15 protein-coding genes and 2 pseudogenes are annotated in these 15,330 nt (G+C 66.8%); 10 read left to right on the top strand and 7 right to left on the bottom strand.

Features of this window, described 5'->3' with window-relative positions:
- Both ABZ454_RS23650 and ABZ454_RS23645 read right to left on the bottom strand, forming a co-directional pair.
- Positions 1 to 1,425 carry a right-handed parallel beta-helix repeat-containing protein gene (locus ABZ454_RS23650; RefSeq protein WP_359540583.1) on the bottom strand — a complete coding sequence of 475 codons (1,425 nt, stop codon included), beginning with the start codon at positions 1,423 to 1,425 and terminating at the stop codon, positions 1 to 3.
- A 486-nt stretch (positions 1,426 to 1,911) separates the two neighbouring features.
- The gene (locus ABZ454_RS23645; RefSeq protein ID WP_359540581.1) at positions 1,912 to 2,967 is read right to left on the bottom strand and encodes a substrate-binding domain-containing protein; all 1,056 of its coding nucleotides are present in this window, start codon (positions 2,965 to 2,967) and stop codon (positions 1,912 to 1,914) included.
- A gap of 136 nt (positions 2,968 to 3,103) precedes the next feature.
- On the opposite strand from ABZ454_RS23645, the gene ABZ454_RS23640 reads away from it, so the two are divergent.
- Positions 3,104 to 3,712, top strand: a complete 609-nt coding sequence (locus ABZ454_RS23640) for a hypothetical protein (protein WP_359540579.1) — start codon at positions 3,104 to 3,106, stop codon at positions 3,710 to 3,712.
- Here ABZ454_RS23640 and ABZ454_RS23635 read toward each other — a convergent pair.
- A complete protein-coding gene (locus ABZ454_RS23635) occupies positions 3,613 to 4,413 on the bottom strand; it encodes a phosphotransferase (RefSeq protein WP_359540577.1) in 801 nt (266 codons plus the stop codon). The genes ABZ454_RS23640 and ABZ454_RS23635 overlap by 100 nt on opposite strands.
- A 307-nt stretch (positions 4,414 to 4,720) precedes the next feature.
- Positions 4,721 to 5,893, bottom strand: coding sequence for an epoxide hydrolase (locus tag ABZ454_RS23630; protein ID WP_359540575.1), 1,173 nt, complete (start codon positions 5,891 to 5,893; stop codon positions 4,721 to 4,723).
- Between the two features lie 81 nt (positions 5,894 to 5,974).
- Between ABZ454_RS23630 and ABZ454_RS23625 the strand changes: the two genes are divergently transcribed.
- The 5 genes and pseudogenes from ABZ454_RS23625 to ABZ454_RS23605 all read left to right on the top strand — a co-directional run bounded on the left by ABZ454_RS23625 (position 5,975) and on the right by ABZ454_RS23605 (position 9,612).
- Positions 5,975 to 6,550 carry a CGNR zinc finger domain-containing protein gene (locus ABZ454_RS23625; protein WP_359540572.1) on the top strand — a complete coding sequence of 192 codons (576 nt, stop codon included), beginning with the start codon at positions 5,975 to 5,977 and terminating at the stop codon, positions 6,548 to 6,550.
- A 560-nt stretch (positions 6,551 to 7,110) separates the two neighbouring features.
- Entirely contained in the window at positions 7,111 to 7,341 is a 231-nt protein-coding gene (locus ABZ454_RS23620; protein WP_359540569.1) for a hypothetical protein, read from the top strand.
- 588 nt (positions 7,342 to 7,929) lie between these two features.
- Positions 7,930 to 8,070: pseudogene (locus ABZ454_RS23615) on the top strand (short-chain dehydrogenase); the annotation flags it as partial.
- A 125-nt stretch (positions 8,071 to 8,195) separates the two neighbouring features.
- Entirely contained in the window at positions 8,196 to 9,071 is an 876-nt protein-coding gene (locus tag ABZ454_RS23610) for an alpha/beta hydrolase (protein ID WP_359540568.1), read from the top strand.
- On the top strand, positions 9,040 to 9,612 hold the full coding sequence (locus ABZ454_RS23605; protein WP_359540567.1) for a YrhB domain-containing protein: 573 nt from the start codon (positions 9,040 to 9,042) through the stop codon (positions 9,610 to 9,612). The genes ABZ454_RS23610 and ABZ454_RS23605 overlap by 32 nt, the downstream gene beginning before the upstream one ends.
- Here ABZ454_RS23605 and ABZ454_RS23600 read toward each other — a convergent pair.
- Entirely contained in the window at positions 9,594 to 10,163 is a 570-nt protein-coding gene (locus ABZ454_RS23600; protein WP_359540565.1) for a hypothetical protein, read from the bottom strand. The two genes, ABZ454_RS23605 and ABZ454_RS23600, sit on opposite strands and share 19 nt — an antisense overlap.
- 236 nt (positions 10,164 to 10,399) lie before the next feature.
- On the opposite strand from ABZ454_RS23600, the pseudogene ABZ454_RS23595 reads away from it, so the two are divergent.
- Positions 10,400 to 11,266, top strand: a pseudogene (locus tag ABZ454_RS23595) (transposase).
- Positions 11,263 to 11,745, top strand: coding sequence for a hypothetical protein (locus ABZ454_RS23590; protein ID WP_359540563.1), 483 nt, complete (start codon positions 11,263 to 11,265; stop codon positions 11,743 to 11,745). Before ABZ454_RS23595 ends, ABZ454_RS23590 begins: the two are co-directional and overlap by 4 nt.
- 108 nt (positions 11,746 to 11,853) lie before the next feature.
- Here ABZ454_RS23590 and ABZ454_RS23585 read toward each other — a convergent pair whose 3' ends face one another.
- Both ABZ454_RS23585 and ABZ454_RS23580 read right to left on the bottom strand, forming a co-directional pair.
- The gene (locus ABZ454_RS23585; RefSeq protein WP_359540561.1) at positions 11,854 to 12,285 is read right to left on the bottom strand and encodes an Imm1 family immunity protein; all 432 of its coding nucleotides are present in this window, start codon (positions 12,283 to 12,285) and stop codon (positions 11,854 to 11,856) included.
- A gap of 739 nt (positions 12,286 to 13,024) precedes the next feature.
- Positions 13,025 to 13,978: an RNA-binding protein gene (locus ABZ454_RS23580; protein ID WP_359540559.1), complete on the bottom strand. Its 954-nt coding sequence runs from the start codon at positions 13,976 to 13,978 to the stop codon at positions 13,025 to 13,027.
- A 68-nt stretch (positions 13,979 to 14,046) separates the two neighbouring features.
- Between ABZ454_RS23580 and ABZ454_RS23575 the strand changes: the two genes are divergently transcribed.
- Together ABZ454_RS23575 and ABZ454_RS23570 are read left to right on the top strand one after the other, a co-directional pair.
- Positions 14,047 to 14,388, top strand: coding sequence for an ATP-binding protein (locus tag ABZ454_RS23575; RefSeq protein ID WP_359540556.1), 342 nt, complete (start codon positions 14,047 to 14,049; stop codon positions 14,386 to 14,388).
- 36 nt (positions 14,389 to 14,424) lie between these two features.
- Positions 14,425 to 14,973 carry a putative immunity protein gene (locus tag ABZ454_RS23570; RefSeq protein ID WP_359540553.1) on the top strand — a complete coding sequence of 183 codons (549 nt, stop codon included), beginning with the start codon at positions 14,425 to 14,427 and terminating at the stop codon, positions 14,971 to 14,973.
- The last annotated feature ends 357 nt before the right edge of the window (positions 14,974 to 15,330 follow it).

Genomic DNA, 15,330 nt, shown 5'->3' with positions numbered 1-15,330 from the left:
CTACAGACCTGGCCCCTGATAGGCGCCCCGGTTGGGCTTGGTGGTTGCCGAGACCTGGTTGGCCCAGTAGTCACGGCCACCGTTGTCGGTGATGACGGCGCCGTTGCCGAGGGCGGGCGAGGTGGACTTGAGCTTGTAACCGTCCACCTCAGTGATCGAGTTGCCGCCGGTGCCGGGCGCGACGAACTGCGGGTCACCGGCGATGCCGTTGGCCGTGGGCCTGGGTACACCCTGGAAAACGTTCCAGTACCACTGGATCCCGGATGTGACGGGCAGTTGGGAGTCGGACGTGCCGACAAAGATGTTGTTCTCCACGACACTCTGGCCGGGAAGCGTGACGTCGAACTTCTTGTCCGTGCAGTAGAGGACGTTGTTGTACATGTGCAGCGCCGACCGGCCCGCACTGTTGCTGCTCATGCGGCAGTCGTTCTCGGAGATGTTGTAACGGATGACCTGCTTGGCGCCGCCCGTGGTGCCGCAGCCGTCGCAGTCGAGGAAGAAGCCGCCGATGTTGTCGCGACTGTAGTTGTACTGAACCGTGCAGTAGCCGGTGTTTCCCCAGTCGCAGTCGAACGCCTGGCTGTCGGCGACGGACATCTTGGTGGTGTCGTACACGGCGTTCTTCTGGATGGTCGGATTGTGGTCGCCGAGCACCCAGATACCGGCGAAGTTGCCGCCGGAGAACGGGTATACGCCGTTGCCCACGCCCGAGGCGCTGTTGTACTGGATCATGGGGGAGTCCGCGTAGCTGACGATGATGCCGTCGCCGCCGACGTCCTTGACGGTGTTGTGTTCGATGAGGACGCCGTTGCCCTTCGTGGCCATGGAGCCCGTACGGATCTTCAGGCCGCCACCACCCGTGTTGCTGACGGTGCTGTGGTGCACGTATACGTCATTGAGCGTGGAGTTCGCCCCGCTGGCGCCCGTGACGACGCTTCCTGACTGGACGTAGTCCTCGGTGACGGCACCGGTCTTGTTGGTCTGGCCGGCAACGCGGTCGATGACAAGGTTGCCGATGTCGAATCCGGTGTGGGCTTTGCCGTCGGTGGCCGAGATCCGCAGACCCGTGCGGCGTGCGAGAGAGCCGGCCGGGTTGGTGATCTTGAGGTAGCTGATTCTCCAGTTGTCCTGGTTGGTCAGCGAGACGGCATCCGCGGTGCCGTTGCCGTTCAGGACGGGCAGATCGCCCGAACCGTAGCGCGTCAGCGTGATGGGCTGGCTCGCCGTGCCGCTGCCCTGCGGGGCGAGCGCGCCCGTACAGGTGGTACCGGACGCGAAGGCGAGCGTGTCACCCGCACCGTAGGTCTTGCCATTGGCCTGGGCGACGCTGTTGAACGGGCTGGACTGGGTACCCGTGCCTGCGGCGGGTCGTGAGCAGTCGACGTAGGTGGTCGAGTCGGCTGCCAGGGCCGATTGTCCGGGCATGACAGCGGTGCCGGCGAGGGCAACGGACGCGGCGAAGAACACTCGGCCGACTGCACGCCTTTGGCGGGCCCTGATCCTCATGCGCGAACCTCCTGAAGTGGGTGGCCCGAAAGTAGAGGTCACATGTGATCAGGTCAATAGATTCGCTTCATTCAACCGAGTATTGATCAAATGGTCACTCTGCTGAGCGGGTGAGGGAGGGAGTCGTTCACCCGCGATCGGTTGCATCGCCTCTCGGGCTTCGCGGGTAGGCGTCGTTGTCGACCAGGCGGCCTTCTGTGGTCCGACCTGTACGGACGGCGGGTCGGACACCGCGCGTGCCCGATGCTCGAAGCCGGCCGACTCCCTGGAGACCGGGCCGTCGGTCGGGGTCCCCGGGGAGCGTCGGCTGCCGGGGGACCTGGCAGTGGCTCGGCCGGGCTCAGGGTCCGCCGGCCGGTAGCGCATGAGCGACGCCGTGCGGCCCGTCGCAGGCCTGCTTGCGCGTCAGCGGGCCGGGCCGCCACAGGAATCGCGGACGGTGAGCGTGGGCAGGAGCTGTACGTGGCGCACCGGCGGCGCGGCGACGCCGCCCGCCATCCTGCGCAGCAGCAGTTCGACCGCTTCGGCTCCGACCGCCTTCTTCGGCGGGGCGACCGCGGTCAGCGAGGGGGCGCCCAGGGCGGCGAAGATATCGTCGTAACTGATCACGGACAGGTCTTCGGGCACCCTGAGGCCTCTGGCCCGCAGGATCGGAAGCAACTGGATGGCGTCCTGGTCGTTATGGATCAGCACCGCGTCCACGCCGCGTTCTGTCAGGCGGATGGTTTGATCGGCGACCGCTTCGGCGTCCATCTGGGGGCCGACACCGTCGATCACGGATTCTGCGGTCAGCCCGAGAAGTTCACACCCTCCGACGTAACCGCTGCGGACCTGGTGTGCCGTCCAGGTGTCGCGCCGGGCGACCAGCGCGACGTGGCTCCGTCCGAGCGAGGAGAGGTGGCGCAGCGCGGCGAGAACGCCGTGGTGGTGGTCCGAAGAGACCGAATCGAGCGCGGCGGCCGGACTCTCCAAGGTGGAGCGTCGTTCCACCAGCACTGCGGGCACGGCGAGTTCGCAGACCCATGCCTGGGTGTCCGGCTGGTCCGACGGCAGCCAGTTGGGAGCGAGGAGAAGACCTTCTACACCGGACCTGAGCAGTTTCTCGATCTGGTCCCGGTCGGCACTCGCCTCGTACGAGGAGATGCCGAGAACCAGATGGGCGCCCGCGTGGCCCGCGGCCTCTCTGGCTCCAGCGATGACTTCCCCGAAGTACTGGCCGACCGCAGGCACGAGCAGACCGAGGGACGGACCGTCCGCCGGCCGGGCATCGCGGCTCGTGGCGACCGACACCGATCCGTGGGACCTGTCGACCGCGCCGGCGTCGGCGAGAGCGGCCACGTCCCGCCGCACCGTGACGGCCGGCAGGCCGAGGTGCTGCGCGAGGGACACCACGCGTACCGATCCGAGCCTCTGCACCTCGGCGAGGATCCGGGCGCGGCGTCTGTCGGCCGAGATCGACATGGCACTCCTCTGCCCGTGACCACCGAAGCGCTGATGACGGCCTCGGTCGCTCAGGAATCTATCATTTGGTCGTGAGTTGACCTGTCAGTCATGTGGAGCGTTCCCGGCGACCACTGCGCCGAGACCCGTGAGGTGGATGTCCGGGCAGCGTGCAGCTGTGATCAGGCGGCGCGGCACCCCGAGCCGATGGGGCCGACGCCGACTGCCGTCCGGATCGCGGGGGAGGCACCGAGTAGTCAGGCCCAGCCGATCGATCACCCACACCCGGAGCATGAAGGGGTTTGCCTGGCCATCCGCGCAGAGCGCCTGTCGGCGTGGGCGACTGGCGCCGGGCGGCAGGGACGGCACTGTACGGATCTGGGACCCGATCACCCGCGACACGGTGCGCGAACCACTGACAGGGCATGACCAATGGGTGCTCAGCATGACCTCCTTCAGAGACGGTGAGGGCCCTGAACTACTCGCCACTGCCAGCCGGGACAACGGGGTGCGCCTCTGGAACCCTGACACCGGAGCCACCCTGCATGAACTGCCCAACCATGATGACTGGATCCGGACAGTCTCGTCCGTGGCGGGAGCGGGACGCCACCAAGCCAACGCGGCTCGAAAGAACCCCGGCGACCTTGTCCCCGAAGGTCCGGCCGGTCAGTTCAGCAGGGCGGCCGTGAACATCTCGTTGTGCTCCGCCAGCCAGGTTCGCATGCGATCCCAGCGTTCCCATCCACCGCGCTCGGCCAGCGCCTGAAGATAGACGGGGTCACCGTCCGCCACGCGGCGGGCGACGAAGGACCGGCAGACGTCCGTGGCTTGCTCGATGACTCCGAGCAGCTCGGCACGGTCCTGCGGCGAGAGGCCGTAGCTGTCGGCAAGGATCCGCAGCCGCGTGGGCGCGTCCAGCCCGGAGGGGTAGACGGCGGCTGCGGATGAGGGATCGACCAGGGGCACCCAGTAGCGGGCGGTCATGGCGACGTCCCAGAGGGGACGGCCCGGGGCTGCCAGGTCGAAATCGATCAGGGCAGCGGCACGGCCGTCGCGGAAGACGACGTTTTCCGGGCACACGTCGTTGTGGCACAGCATCGTTCCCCCCTCCGGGTCCGCCAGCTCCCCAGGCCACCCGGCACGGGTGTCGACCGCGACGGCCGCGCTGGTCTCGTGCAGGCGCCGCAGCAGACTCCCCACCGATTCCAGGGCGGTCTTCGTCATCGCCCAGTCGGGGAACGGTGGCAGAGCCACGTCGCCGGGGATGAAGGTCAGCTGTTCCCGGCCATCCTCGGTGAATCCGACAGGGGTCGGCGCTGCGTCGAAGCCGCACTCCTTCAGCGCATGGAGGTAGGCATGCAGGGCGCGCGCGTTGCGCGGTGCCGGGCGCTCCACCAGCGCACCACGGCGAAAGACCGCCCCTGCGTTCACCATGCCGCCGACCAGCGCCTCGCCCTCAGCCGTCATGACGATCACGCTACCGCCACAACCGACGCCATGTGGGCGCCCCGCAACTCCAGCGCGATCAAGCGCCCGCGGGCGGCACAGGACCAGGGTCACCCAGCCATGTCCGTCAGGGACCCAGCCAAGGAGGCGCCGAGGTTCCGACTGGCTTCGCTGTCAACCATCCGAAAGACCTCGACATGCTCCACCGCCCTCTTCGCCGGACCCTTGCTGCCCCCGTTCTGCCGTCTCGACAGACTCGGTCCGCAAGCCGTCGGGCAACGCCTTGGGCCGGATCAGGAGGCGATCGAGTGCCGGCACCCAGCCGCGTTCACCGATCAGCGGCCAGCACTGCGGCGAGGCCCTCTCGTAGGTCTTTGACGAAATACTCAGGGACCTCCAGCGACGGGAAATGCCCCCCGGTTTCGGGTGACCTCCAGCGGACGATCTGGCGGTACCGCTCCTGCGCCCAGGCGCGCGGGCTCTTCTCGATGTCGCGAGGGTACATAGTGATCGCTGACGGGACGTCGACCCGGAGTTCGGGGTCGAGTGAGTTGTGGCTTTCGTAGTAAATGCGGGCCGACGATGCGCCGGTACGCGTCAGCCAATACAGGGTGACGTCGTCAAGAATGCGGTCCCTGGAAATCGTCTCGAACGGGCTGTCTTCGGTGTCTGACCACTCGGCGAACTTGTCGAGGATCCAGGCAAGAAGCCCGACCGGTGAGTCGACGAGTGAGTAGCCGATGGTCTGCGGCCGGGTCGCCTGCTGCTTCGCGTACGCCGCGCGGTGGTGCCAGAAATCGCGGGTTTCGTCGGTCCACTGGCGCTCGACCGCCGTCAGTCCGTCCGTCGCCAATCCGGGCGGCCCCTCCGCGAACGTGGTGTGGATGCCGAGAACGTGTGCCGGGAACCTGCCGCCGAGGACCGTGGTGATGTTGCCTCCCCAGTCGCCGCCGTGGGCTACGAACGTGCCGTAGCCGAGCCTTCCCATCAGTTCGACCCATGCGGCCGCGATCTTTTCGGTTCCCCACCCGGTGGTGGCTGGCTTGTCGCTGTATCCGAAGCCCGGCAGCGACGGGACCACGACGTGGAACGCCGGCGCGTCCGCGTCCTTCGGGTCCGCCAACTCCTCCACTACGTCGGTGAACTCGGCAATGCTGCCCGGCCAGCCGTGCGTCAAGACCAGAGGAGTGGCATCCGCGCGCGCGGATCGACGGTGCAGGAAGTGGATTCCCAGACCATCAATGGTCGTGCGGAACTGGCCGATCCGGTCAAGGCGCTCTTCGAAAGACCGCCAGTCATACCCGGTGCGCCAGTAGTTCACGACATCGACGAGGTCGGCGAGAGGAACGCCCTGCTCCCACCGGCGAGAGCCGGGCGCGGCGCCATGAACCGTCTCAGCCTCCGGCAGTCGCGCCGCGGCCAGTCGCACGCGCAGATCGTCGAGGTCGGCGTCAGTCGCGCGGGCTTCAAACGCTTGCACGTCGTTGGTCGGACGGAGCATGAGACCTCCTGGTTTCGTGGAACCGTCTAAGACGGTTCTAACAGTTCTCCGATCCAGGCCGCAACCAGCTAAGGTGGTTCCATGCGTGCTGGTTTCCCTGACTTTCGCCTCGGTTCGGTGCTCGCGACCAGCTTCACGGGGACTCTGTCGGAGCGTCATGGCGACGCCGTGGAGCGCATTCCCGCGCCGCAGCGACTCGTCGACTGGCTGGCCGTGTACGGCCTCGCCGTGGACTCCTGCACCACCGCCCAGCTCGACCTCGCCCGGGAGCTGAGGGAGTCGATCCACGCCGCCGCGACAGCGGCTGCGATGCAAGACGCTCTCCCCGCACCTGCCGTCGACGTCATCAATAGCCGCAGTGCTCAGGGGCGGGCCGCGGCCGTCCTGACGCCCGAGGGCAAGCGGCAATGGCGGCTCAGCTCGGCTTCCTGCGTGGAAGACGCCCTCGGCGTGATCGCCGCCGACGCGATCAGCATCATCTCGGGCGAACGAGACGGAAAACTGGCCCTGTGCGCCTCACCGACCTGTCAAGCCGCCTTCTTCGACACCAGCCAAAGTCGCACCCGCAAATGGTGCGACATGAACACGTGCGGCAATCGTCAGAAGAAAGCGCGCTTCAATGCCACCCAGCACAAAAGCCGCAGATCGGCGGAGTGAACGTTACCTCGGTGCACCCACATGGGTCCCATGCCTACGGCACATCTGTCGCGTTGGGTGAACCCAAGGTGCGTAAGCGGACCCCTATCCCGGGGTAGCTGACGCCTTCGCTGCCCTGCGAGCCCAGGGTCGGGCTGTGGCGGTGTTCACAGGGAAAGTTCCCGAGCGGCCCAGGTGCTGCTGAGATCCGCGGGTTTGCGTGCCGACGTGCTCATCGGCGGCGACCATGTGCCGCGCCCCAAGCCGGCTCCGGATGGAATCCTGTTGGACGCAGAGGAGCTCGGCATCGATCGGCGAGTCGCCGCCACCGGATGAGCGCGCATCCCAGGACGAGGAAGGCTTCGTGGATGTCGTCCCGGATCTTCTCACGTGCTTCTGACCTAAACGGCTCAGTCCATGATTCGCCAACTGAAGTCACGGGATCCATGACCCCGGATTGCGCGCCGAACTCGCCGGCATTGGCGACTGTCAGGCATCACCGGTTCACCGCACCGCTTCCTGGCTTCCGACTTCTCCGGCGACGAGCCCGGGAACTGGGACCAGGCCTGGCCGGATGCCGAGTGCCGCCGGGACGGCCGCTTCACCGACCTGCGGTCGGTCCGATTCGGCAGGACCTGCAGTGCGACACCGACCGCTACCTCGGCTACCTCGCCTCGCTGTCCGCCTCTCGCATCCTGCCCGACGACCATCGCGAGCAGGCACTCGCCGAGGCCGGGCGCCTGCTCGACGCCCACGGCGGGGGAATCGACGTGCTCCAGGTCACCGACGTCTTCCTCGCCCGCACCCTCTGAACTGCGAAGGGCTCTGGAGCGGTCGGCCGCGGGGAGTCGATGACCGGGGACTGGAAGATCAGGCGGCTTGCGCCAGGTAGTACGGGGTGACGTCGCAGCGGGCGGCAGGCCGGGCCTTGCGGCGGGTGAGGCACAGCCGGCTCCTCACGAGCCGAACCTGTCAGGGATGCAGTCCGAGGGGACCCGGGACCTGCAACCTGTCTGACGCCGTCATCCGCCCCGTCCCGGCCGCGTCGCCTGCCCTCCGTGATCGATGTCCCCCCGAGCCGACCGCCGAGGCGGATGGTCTGCCTAGTCCCATCGATCAGCCTGCGCGCGCCGCGGCGAGGAATTTCCCGGAGAGCGGGGAGCCCAGAGCCCTTGGTGGCCCGGGGCAGGACCAGCACACCGAACAGGGTGCAGAGCCGGACGATGCCGTCTCTCCTCCGCCTGCGCCTCCGCCTCCGCCTGCGCCTGCGAGGCGCGGCCCATGACCCTCACCCATGTGGATGTCGGCTGGCATCTCTCACAGACCCGTGTTTAGATTGGATACATAATCTAAACCCTTGCGGGTGGCCGACAGCGCCCGCCGCGACCAGGAGCAAGAGCATGGAACTGGAGAACGCGGTCGTGGTCGTCACGGGCGCCAATCAAGGTCTCCGGCGACACTTGGCCGCCCAGCTCGCTGAGCGCGGTACGAAGCTGTACGGCGCGGCCCGACGCCCCGCAACGGTCGACGTGCCCGGCGTCGAGGCCGACAAAGTAGTCGTCGCAATGACGTAAGGGCGGGAAAGAGTCCCCGGCGCCAGTCACCTCCGACAACAAAAGACCCTTCACTCCCCGCTTCCCCCGTCACACCACCTCAGGACCCTGCCATGAGCACACCGTCCACTTCCCCCGCCCCGACGTCGTACGCGAACGCGCCGAACCGCTCCGTGTCCGTGCGTGGAGTGACCTTCGCCTACCGGCAGCTCGGCCCGGACGAAGGCGTACCACTGATTCTCCTCAACCACCTGTCCGCAGTCCTGGACAACTGGGATCCCCGCGTCGTCGACGGACTCGCCGCCCGACGCCCGGTGATCACCTTCGACAACCGCGGCGTCGGCGCGTCCGGCGGCTCCACACCCGACACCATCGAGGCGATGGCCCGCGACACCGTGCTGTTCATCCGGGCCCTCGGATACGACAGGGTCGACCTGCTCGGCCTGTCGATGGGCGGCTTCATCGCCCAGGTCATCGCGGCAGAAGAACCCCATCTTGTACGCAAACTCATCCTCGCGGGCACGGGACCCGCCGGAGGCCCCGGCATCGACAAGGTCACCAGCCTCACCATCAGGGACACCATCAAGGCCGTCCTGACCCACAAAGACCCGAAGCAGTACCTCTTCTTCACCGGCACCGCGAATGGCCGCCGGGCGGCCCACGCCTTCCTGGACCGGCTCAAGGAACGCACGGACGACCGCGACCAAGCCATCTCGCTCTCATCGTTCCGCGCCCAACTGAAGGCCATCCACCGCTGGGGCCGCCAGGCGCCGGCCGACCTGTCGCGCATCCGCCAACCGGTCCTGGTGGCCAACGGCGAGAGCGACCGCATGGTCCCGAGCATCAACACAGTCGACCTGGCGGCCCGGCTGCCCCAAGGCGAACTCGAACCCCTCTACCCCGACGCCGGACACGGCGGGATCTTCCAGCACCACGACAGATTCGTCCCACGGGCGCTTGAGTTCCTGGAACCATATCCAGCCGTCTGACAGATCCAAGGCCCCTGCCCCGCACCCAGCGAGACCGGCACCAGGAATCCCGTCCGGTGTCCGCGAGCATGACCTGGTGTGGATTGTCTCCTGGCAGCCCGAGGAGTTCGTACGCACTCGAAACTCGAGGTACATGCTGGTCGGTAATGGGCCGTCCCTGGTCGACCGCGGCGACCAGGGACTACACCAGAGCGGCGTCGTCTCCGCGAAAACGGGGGAGTGGGAGATCGACTACCGGGTCCGGATCCGTGGGCTGCCGGTGCGGACCGCAGTAGACGACCTGCACGACGCGCTCTGCGGAGTCACCGCCACGCACGGACGCATGCACGTTGTGCGGACACTGCGCCATCGGTTGCCGATGCTCTCGCCGGCGGAGGCCATCGAGTACGTGAGCGTGAGCGCGCTGCTGGACGGTGATGCGCCCGCGCGGCTCGTGGCCGTCGCCACCAAGGAACTCGTGGAGCCTTTCAACCCGGCATTCGCGGTGGAGACCATCCTGAGCGGGGCTGCGATCCGAGCCGGTCAGAGACCCGAGGGATGACTGGAAAGCCAGTCGCCATGTCGATCGCGCATCCGGTCCCGTTCCTCGGACGTCGCAAGGAAGACGTCGGCGCCACCGTCGTAGGGGTGGTGGACGCGCTCCATCCGGGTGTCGGTGATGAGGACGCCCGCCACCTTGTCATCGGCGATGTCTCGCAGCAACTCGTCCAGGCAGCCACGCCGCCAGGGCTGGCGGGCGGCGAAGAGGTGGCAGTACGTGCGGAACTCACGGTCAGGATCGTCCTCCACCAGCAGGCTCTGCCAATACCCTGTGACGGGTTGCGATGACGGAACGTCTGATTCGGTCGTCCAGAGCGGGGTGATCACATGCACGTCCGCACCAGCGAACAACTCATCAAGGACGGTGTTGTAACGCTCCAGAACGACGGCGTACTCGCTCCCGTCCTCCGCGTACCGCTTCGACTCCGGCAGGCTGTGAAAACGTACCCAGACATCTCGATACGGGTCACGAAGCTTGTACCCAACCGGTGGGCAATTGGGCCAATGCTGATGCCACAGCTCTGTCAGATCCGCCTGCCCGTCTCCAAACACCCGCCGCACTCGTCCTCTCACAAACGTACCCGCCTACGACCATGATGCCGGGGCTCGTCTATGAGAGAAACCGACTTCTCAGCTGCCGCTTGTGCGGGACGTGATGGAGTCGGAGCAACGCTCACGACTTGTGGATCGGGGCTTGGGCGGCATGCGAAGGGCGTACCTTCCCGAGTGATCGATTGAAGGTCACCGAGTAGGCCGGCGTTCGCAGCGCCAGTCGGGAAGGCTTGCCCATGCACACGGTAGGCAATGCTGACGGTTCCGCGCCAAACGGCTCCCTGATCGACGAGATCGTCCGCGAGGCCGCGAGGCGGATGTTGGCCGCCGCCCGAGAGACAGAGGTCAACGCTTACGTAGCCGAGTTGGCCGGTGAGCGGGACGAGAGCGGTCACCGTCTGATCGTGCGCAACGGCCATCACCAACCACGGAAGGTCACCACCTCCGCCGGAGTCGTCGAGGTCGGCCCCGCGCGTGAACGACAGGCGCGCCGACGAGGCCACGGGCGAACACAAGCGGTTCTCCTCGGCGATCCTGCCGCACTGGGCATGAAAGTCCCCGAAGATCAGCGAGATGCTACTGCTGCTCTGCCTGCACGGCCTGTCCTCCGGCGACTTCGTGCCCGCACTCGAACGGTTCCTCGGCTGCTCGGCCGGCCGCTCGCCCGCCACGGTGACACGGCTAACCGTCCAATGGCAGGCCACCCACAAAGCGTTCATGGAGGTGACCTGTCCGCCACCGACTTCGTGTACGTGTGGACGGACGGCGTCCACCTGCGCATTCGCCTGGAGGAGGCGAAGGCCGCGGGTCAGGTGCTGATGGGCGTGCGGGCCGATGGCGCGAAGGAACTGATCGCGATGACCGTGATACCGCGAGTCGACCTTCACCCCGGTCCGGTTGAGAACGAAGGTCACCGGGGAGGCCGGCAGCCGGGGAGTCGCCCTCGCCATGGTCTTCAACTCGTCATGGTCTTCAAGCTGATCGAGTCCGCTCAGGCCCACCGGCGCGCGGTCAACGGACCCCATCTCGTGGCTCTGGTGGGGGCCGGCGCCTGCTTTGAACGCGGCCACCTGGTCGAGCGCCCCGAGGAGGCCGCCGCGTGAACGGCCTCAACGCCGCCGATGACCGTTGCACTGAGGACGAGCACCAACGATTCGCCCGCTACCTGCACGAGCTGGCTGTCGTCCGTGACGAAGAGGAAGCCAATCTGGTTGCCAGAATCCTGCGCGACCCGGACCCGACGATGGCGCAGTCGGCCATCGTCCGCCACCTCGACCGCCGTGCGGCCCTCCTGCTGACCGACGATGGGTTCACCGCCTGGGCCTGCGCCATGTCCGAGATCAGCGCGCAGCGGGAGTTCCTCACCCGCCGCCTGCGCGAATGGACCCTGCTGCGGTCGATCACCGCGGGCGAGCCGTGGAGCTCGGAGGAAGTCACCACCGGATCCGACTGGTTCCAGCGCAAGGCCGTCGAAGCCCTGTCCTCACCCGCCGCCCTCACACTGCTCGCCGAGGCGGGAAGAACCCGACGCGTCCGCGCTGACGCCAGTCGCCGACTGGGTCAGCGACACCGCAGCGACTGACCTGATCCACAGGTTTTGACTGTTCCTCCTTGGCGAGCTTTGATCAACTCAAGAGAGAAGGATCTTTCGATTCACGGCGCTCTCCCCACCTCGACAGTGGTGCCCGCATCACCAATCTGGTTCCTGCCACTCGACACACTTGGGCCGCAGCCCACCCGAAGTAAAAAATTCCTTCGTTGCCTGCCGTACGAGTCCAATAGGAATCTCTGATCCGTCTGGGAACTCCGTCCCATTGTCCACAACAAAGTAAAACACAACGTCCCCCTGCCCTTCCGGGCGACCGCAGGATACGAAATTGCCTCCCTCATCCATGAAGCTCAGGACGCCAGCACTGCGTTTCTTGTCAACGCCCACAAGGAACTCATGGTCCGGGAAACCGGAGGCGAGAAGCGGGCGCCCAAGCGAATGCAGCTCTGCCATATTCTCCGCATCAGACCCACACAAGAGAGTGTCTATCAGAGAGTCGACGTCATCGACTGTGAGCTTTACACGCTCAGCAGCGTGCTCTTGCCGGTAATAGGCTTCAACCTGTTCGTGCATGATTATTCCCCTCCATACGTTCTCAAATTTAATTACCCGGGGGGCATGTGTGCAGGTGGTACGCCTTACCGTCTACCGCCCATGGTCATCGTCGACCTGCTCGCTGTCCATCCCAAGACAGCCGAACGCTGGGCCACGCTCGCGGGCGCGAACCGGTCCGAATACTTGTCATCGCTGGCGTGACCGGGCCGACCTACGGGGCAGTTGACCTGCGTGGTGAGGACGTCGTCAGTCGGCCCCGCGAGGCGGCGTCATCTGCCACTCCGAGCCGACGGGTAAGTAAGCAGCTCCGCACCCGTTTGCGAGCGGCCGGGCGGCGGGCGTAAAAGTCCATGGTCCCAGTAGTCGCAGTCAAGTGCGCCCGGAGCACGACTTCAGCACCCGCCCGTCGTCGGCCTCGTCGGTGGGGGGTGATGCAGGTGCCGTTGATGCTGCCGCGCTCGCCGATCCACCGCCTGTACTTCAGTTCAGCCGTCGGCAGGTCGGACAACCAGCCGCGCATAGAGCACGCAGGAACACCGCGTGATCCAGCGGGCCCCTCTATCAAGGATCCGGCGGATGCTCGGCTCATGATGGGGGGAGAAGGCCTACCTCGTCGATTGACTCGGAGGAGGCCTTTGGAATCCAAGAGGGGCCGGGGGCGTAGGCCGGGCGTGGATGCGTAAGGCCCACGGCCCGCCCTTCACCAGGCAGGCCGGGTGGTGCACCACAGTCCAGGCCGAGCCGGCACCGGTGTGACCTACCACCGGGCGCGCAGAACGCCGTCGCTGTCGGGGAGGGCGGCACACAGCGATAGAGCTCGTTCGTCGAAGGGAGGCAGGCAGCGGGCTGCACGCGCGCCGGCCGTGAGGGCAACGAGTTCCGGGTATCCGGTGTCGTCGACGGTTGCGTAGCGGAGCGTCCCGTCGGGCTCTTCCCCGACCAACCCCTCTGGCTCTTCCTCGGGCAGGGCGGCGAGGACCGCCCGGACATCGGATTCGAGGCTGGGCCAGATGGTCACCAGGGAGCGCGGTCCGAGCTCAGCGCGCACCGCCTTGAGGTTCCCGGGTGTGAGGCGGTGCCAGCGCGAGGCATGGCGGACACAGGTCTCCTCCATAAGCAGTTCCTTGTGGATGGCCAGTGCCGCGCGGACGCGTTCCCAGTAGCCTTCGTCAGCGACCTCTACCGCTTCGTCGTCTTCGTCATCGAAGCCCACCGCCCAAGGGGACGCTGTGATCGCAACCGGGAACAGGCCGAATTCCCGGGTCCGGGCCACGGCCTTCTCGCAGGGCCGGTCGCTTCCCACGTAGACATACTGGTCGTACCCGACGTGCACCGTGAACGCGTTCCCGGCTTCCAGGCGGCACCAGGCACCGTTGTCGCGGAGCATCGCCCGCACCAGCTCCAGGGCGACCGGAACAGAAACCTCGGCACCGTCGTGATAACCAGTGAGATCGGGCGGGAAGAGCCCGCTGAGCCCATGCCCCTCAACCGGCGCCTCCAGACCGAAGTTGACGAAACCGGGCACCTCGGGCTCGCGAATCTCCAACCGCTCCACGCCCGAAGCCTCCGCGAACGCAGCGACGGCCGCGAGATATGCCGCCTCCACCGGACCGTGATCACTGACCTCCTCCTCGGCACCGTTGTAGGCCCCGGACTCGGCGAAATCGGCGGGGTCGTACTTGGTGATCCGGTACGTGAAGGACGGCGACACAGCGCTCCCCGGCTAGTGGTAAGGAGGCGTCAGCATAAGCATCACCGCGGGCGAGGGGAGAACGATTAATGGCGGCGGGCGCTGCCGCCCCTGAGCACCCCCTCGACGCGGCTGCCGAAGCCTGCCCGCGCCCGCCGGCCGGAGCCTGGGGCTCGGCCCCTGGCCGCTGCCAGAGCCTTCTCGTGAGTCGCGCTCTCGCGATCGCGTCGAACGCACCGTTCTCCGAGTGGAAGCACACCTACAGCGACCCTAGGCTCTGCACCGCGGTCGTCGACCGTGTCACCTTCAACGCGCGCATCATGGAGACCGGCACGGAGTCCTGCGGTTCACCCAGACCCAGCGCAGGCGGCGCCGCAGATGACCCTTGCCTCGACCCCTCGGCAAGGCTGTGTCCCATGGTCTCCGTCTGAGACCGCAGATGCTCGTGCGATGCGAGAATCGGGTCCGTGACGATCGTTTCTGGGGACTTCGAACTGACCATGGACGAACTGCGAGTCGTCGCCCACTACGTTCTGGAGAGCGCTGAGGAAGTTCTTCCCGTGTTCGAGGAGGCCAGCCCTGACGATCCTCGGCCTCGTGCAGCCATTAACGCTGCGCGGGAGTTCGTGAACGGCGCCAAAAGGAGCAAACTTCAGCGCATCACCTCCTTGGACGCCCACCGGGCGGCGAAGGAAGCGACCACGGACGCTGCACGGCTCGCTGCGCGCGCTGCGGGAGATGCCGCCTCTGCGGCCTACCTCCATCCGATCGCGAAAGCCGCGCAAGTGGGTCACATCCTGAGAGCCGCCGCAAGCGCCGCGCGCGTTGGAGAACTGAACGCGGACGATGATTTCGCCGTCGGGCTCCGGCTGATCGAGAAGGCCCGACAACGCGCCACACCCGTCCTGATCGATGTTCTGAACAGATACCCTCTGGCACCGACTGGCAAGACCCGTGCAGCACAGCTCATGACCATCCTGGACGCGTCCCTGCGCATGCCCCGCCAAGCGGGTTAGATACGGCACTGCAGCTCACCCTCGCCGACAACCGCGGCCGGCCTGCCTGACGGGGGCCACCCGCAGCCGTTGCGGGCCCGGCCGCCGGGCCCCATCGCCGGCCGGACCAAGCGTGCGGATGCCGCAGGTTGGGGTGGATGACAGAGCGGACACGGGATCCGTGATCATTCAGGTGTCTACGCCGAGTGATCACGAAGGTTCCCGTGTCCGCTGTCTCATCTTCCCCGAACCCCGCCGTGTTGGCCAAGCTGGGTCCCCTCAACCCGGACGATGTGGCTGACCTGCGCTTCTTCCTGGAGGCCGTTCCTGACCCACGCTCGAAGCGGGGTCGCTGGTACTCGTTGGCCTCGGCACCGC

Source organism: Streptomyces sp. NPDC005803, from assembly GCF_040630435.1.
Taxonomy (GTDB): domain Bacteria; phylum Actinomycetota; class Actinomycetes; order Streptomycetales; family Streptomycetaceae; genus Streptomyces.
Note: the sequence above shows the minus strand (reverse complement) of the source record. Positions and strands in the feature narration are given on the sequence as shown.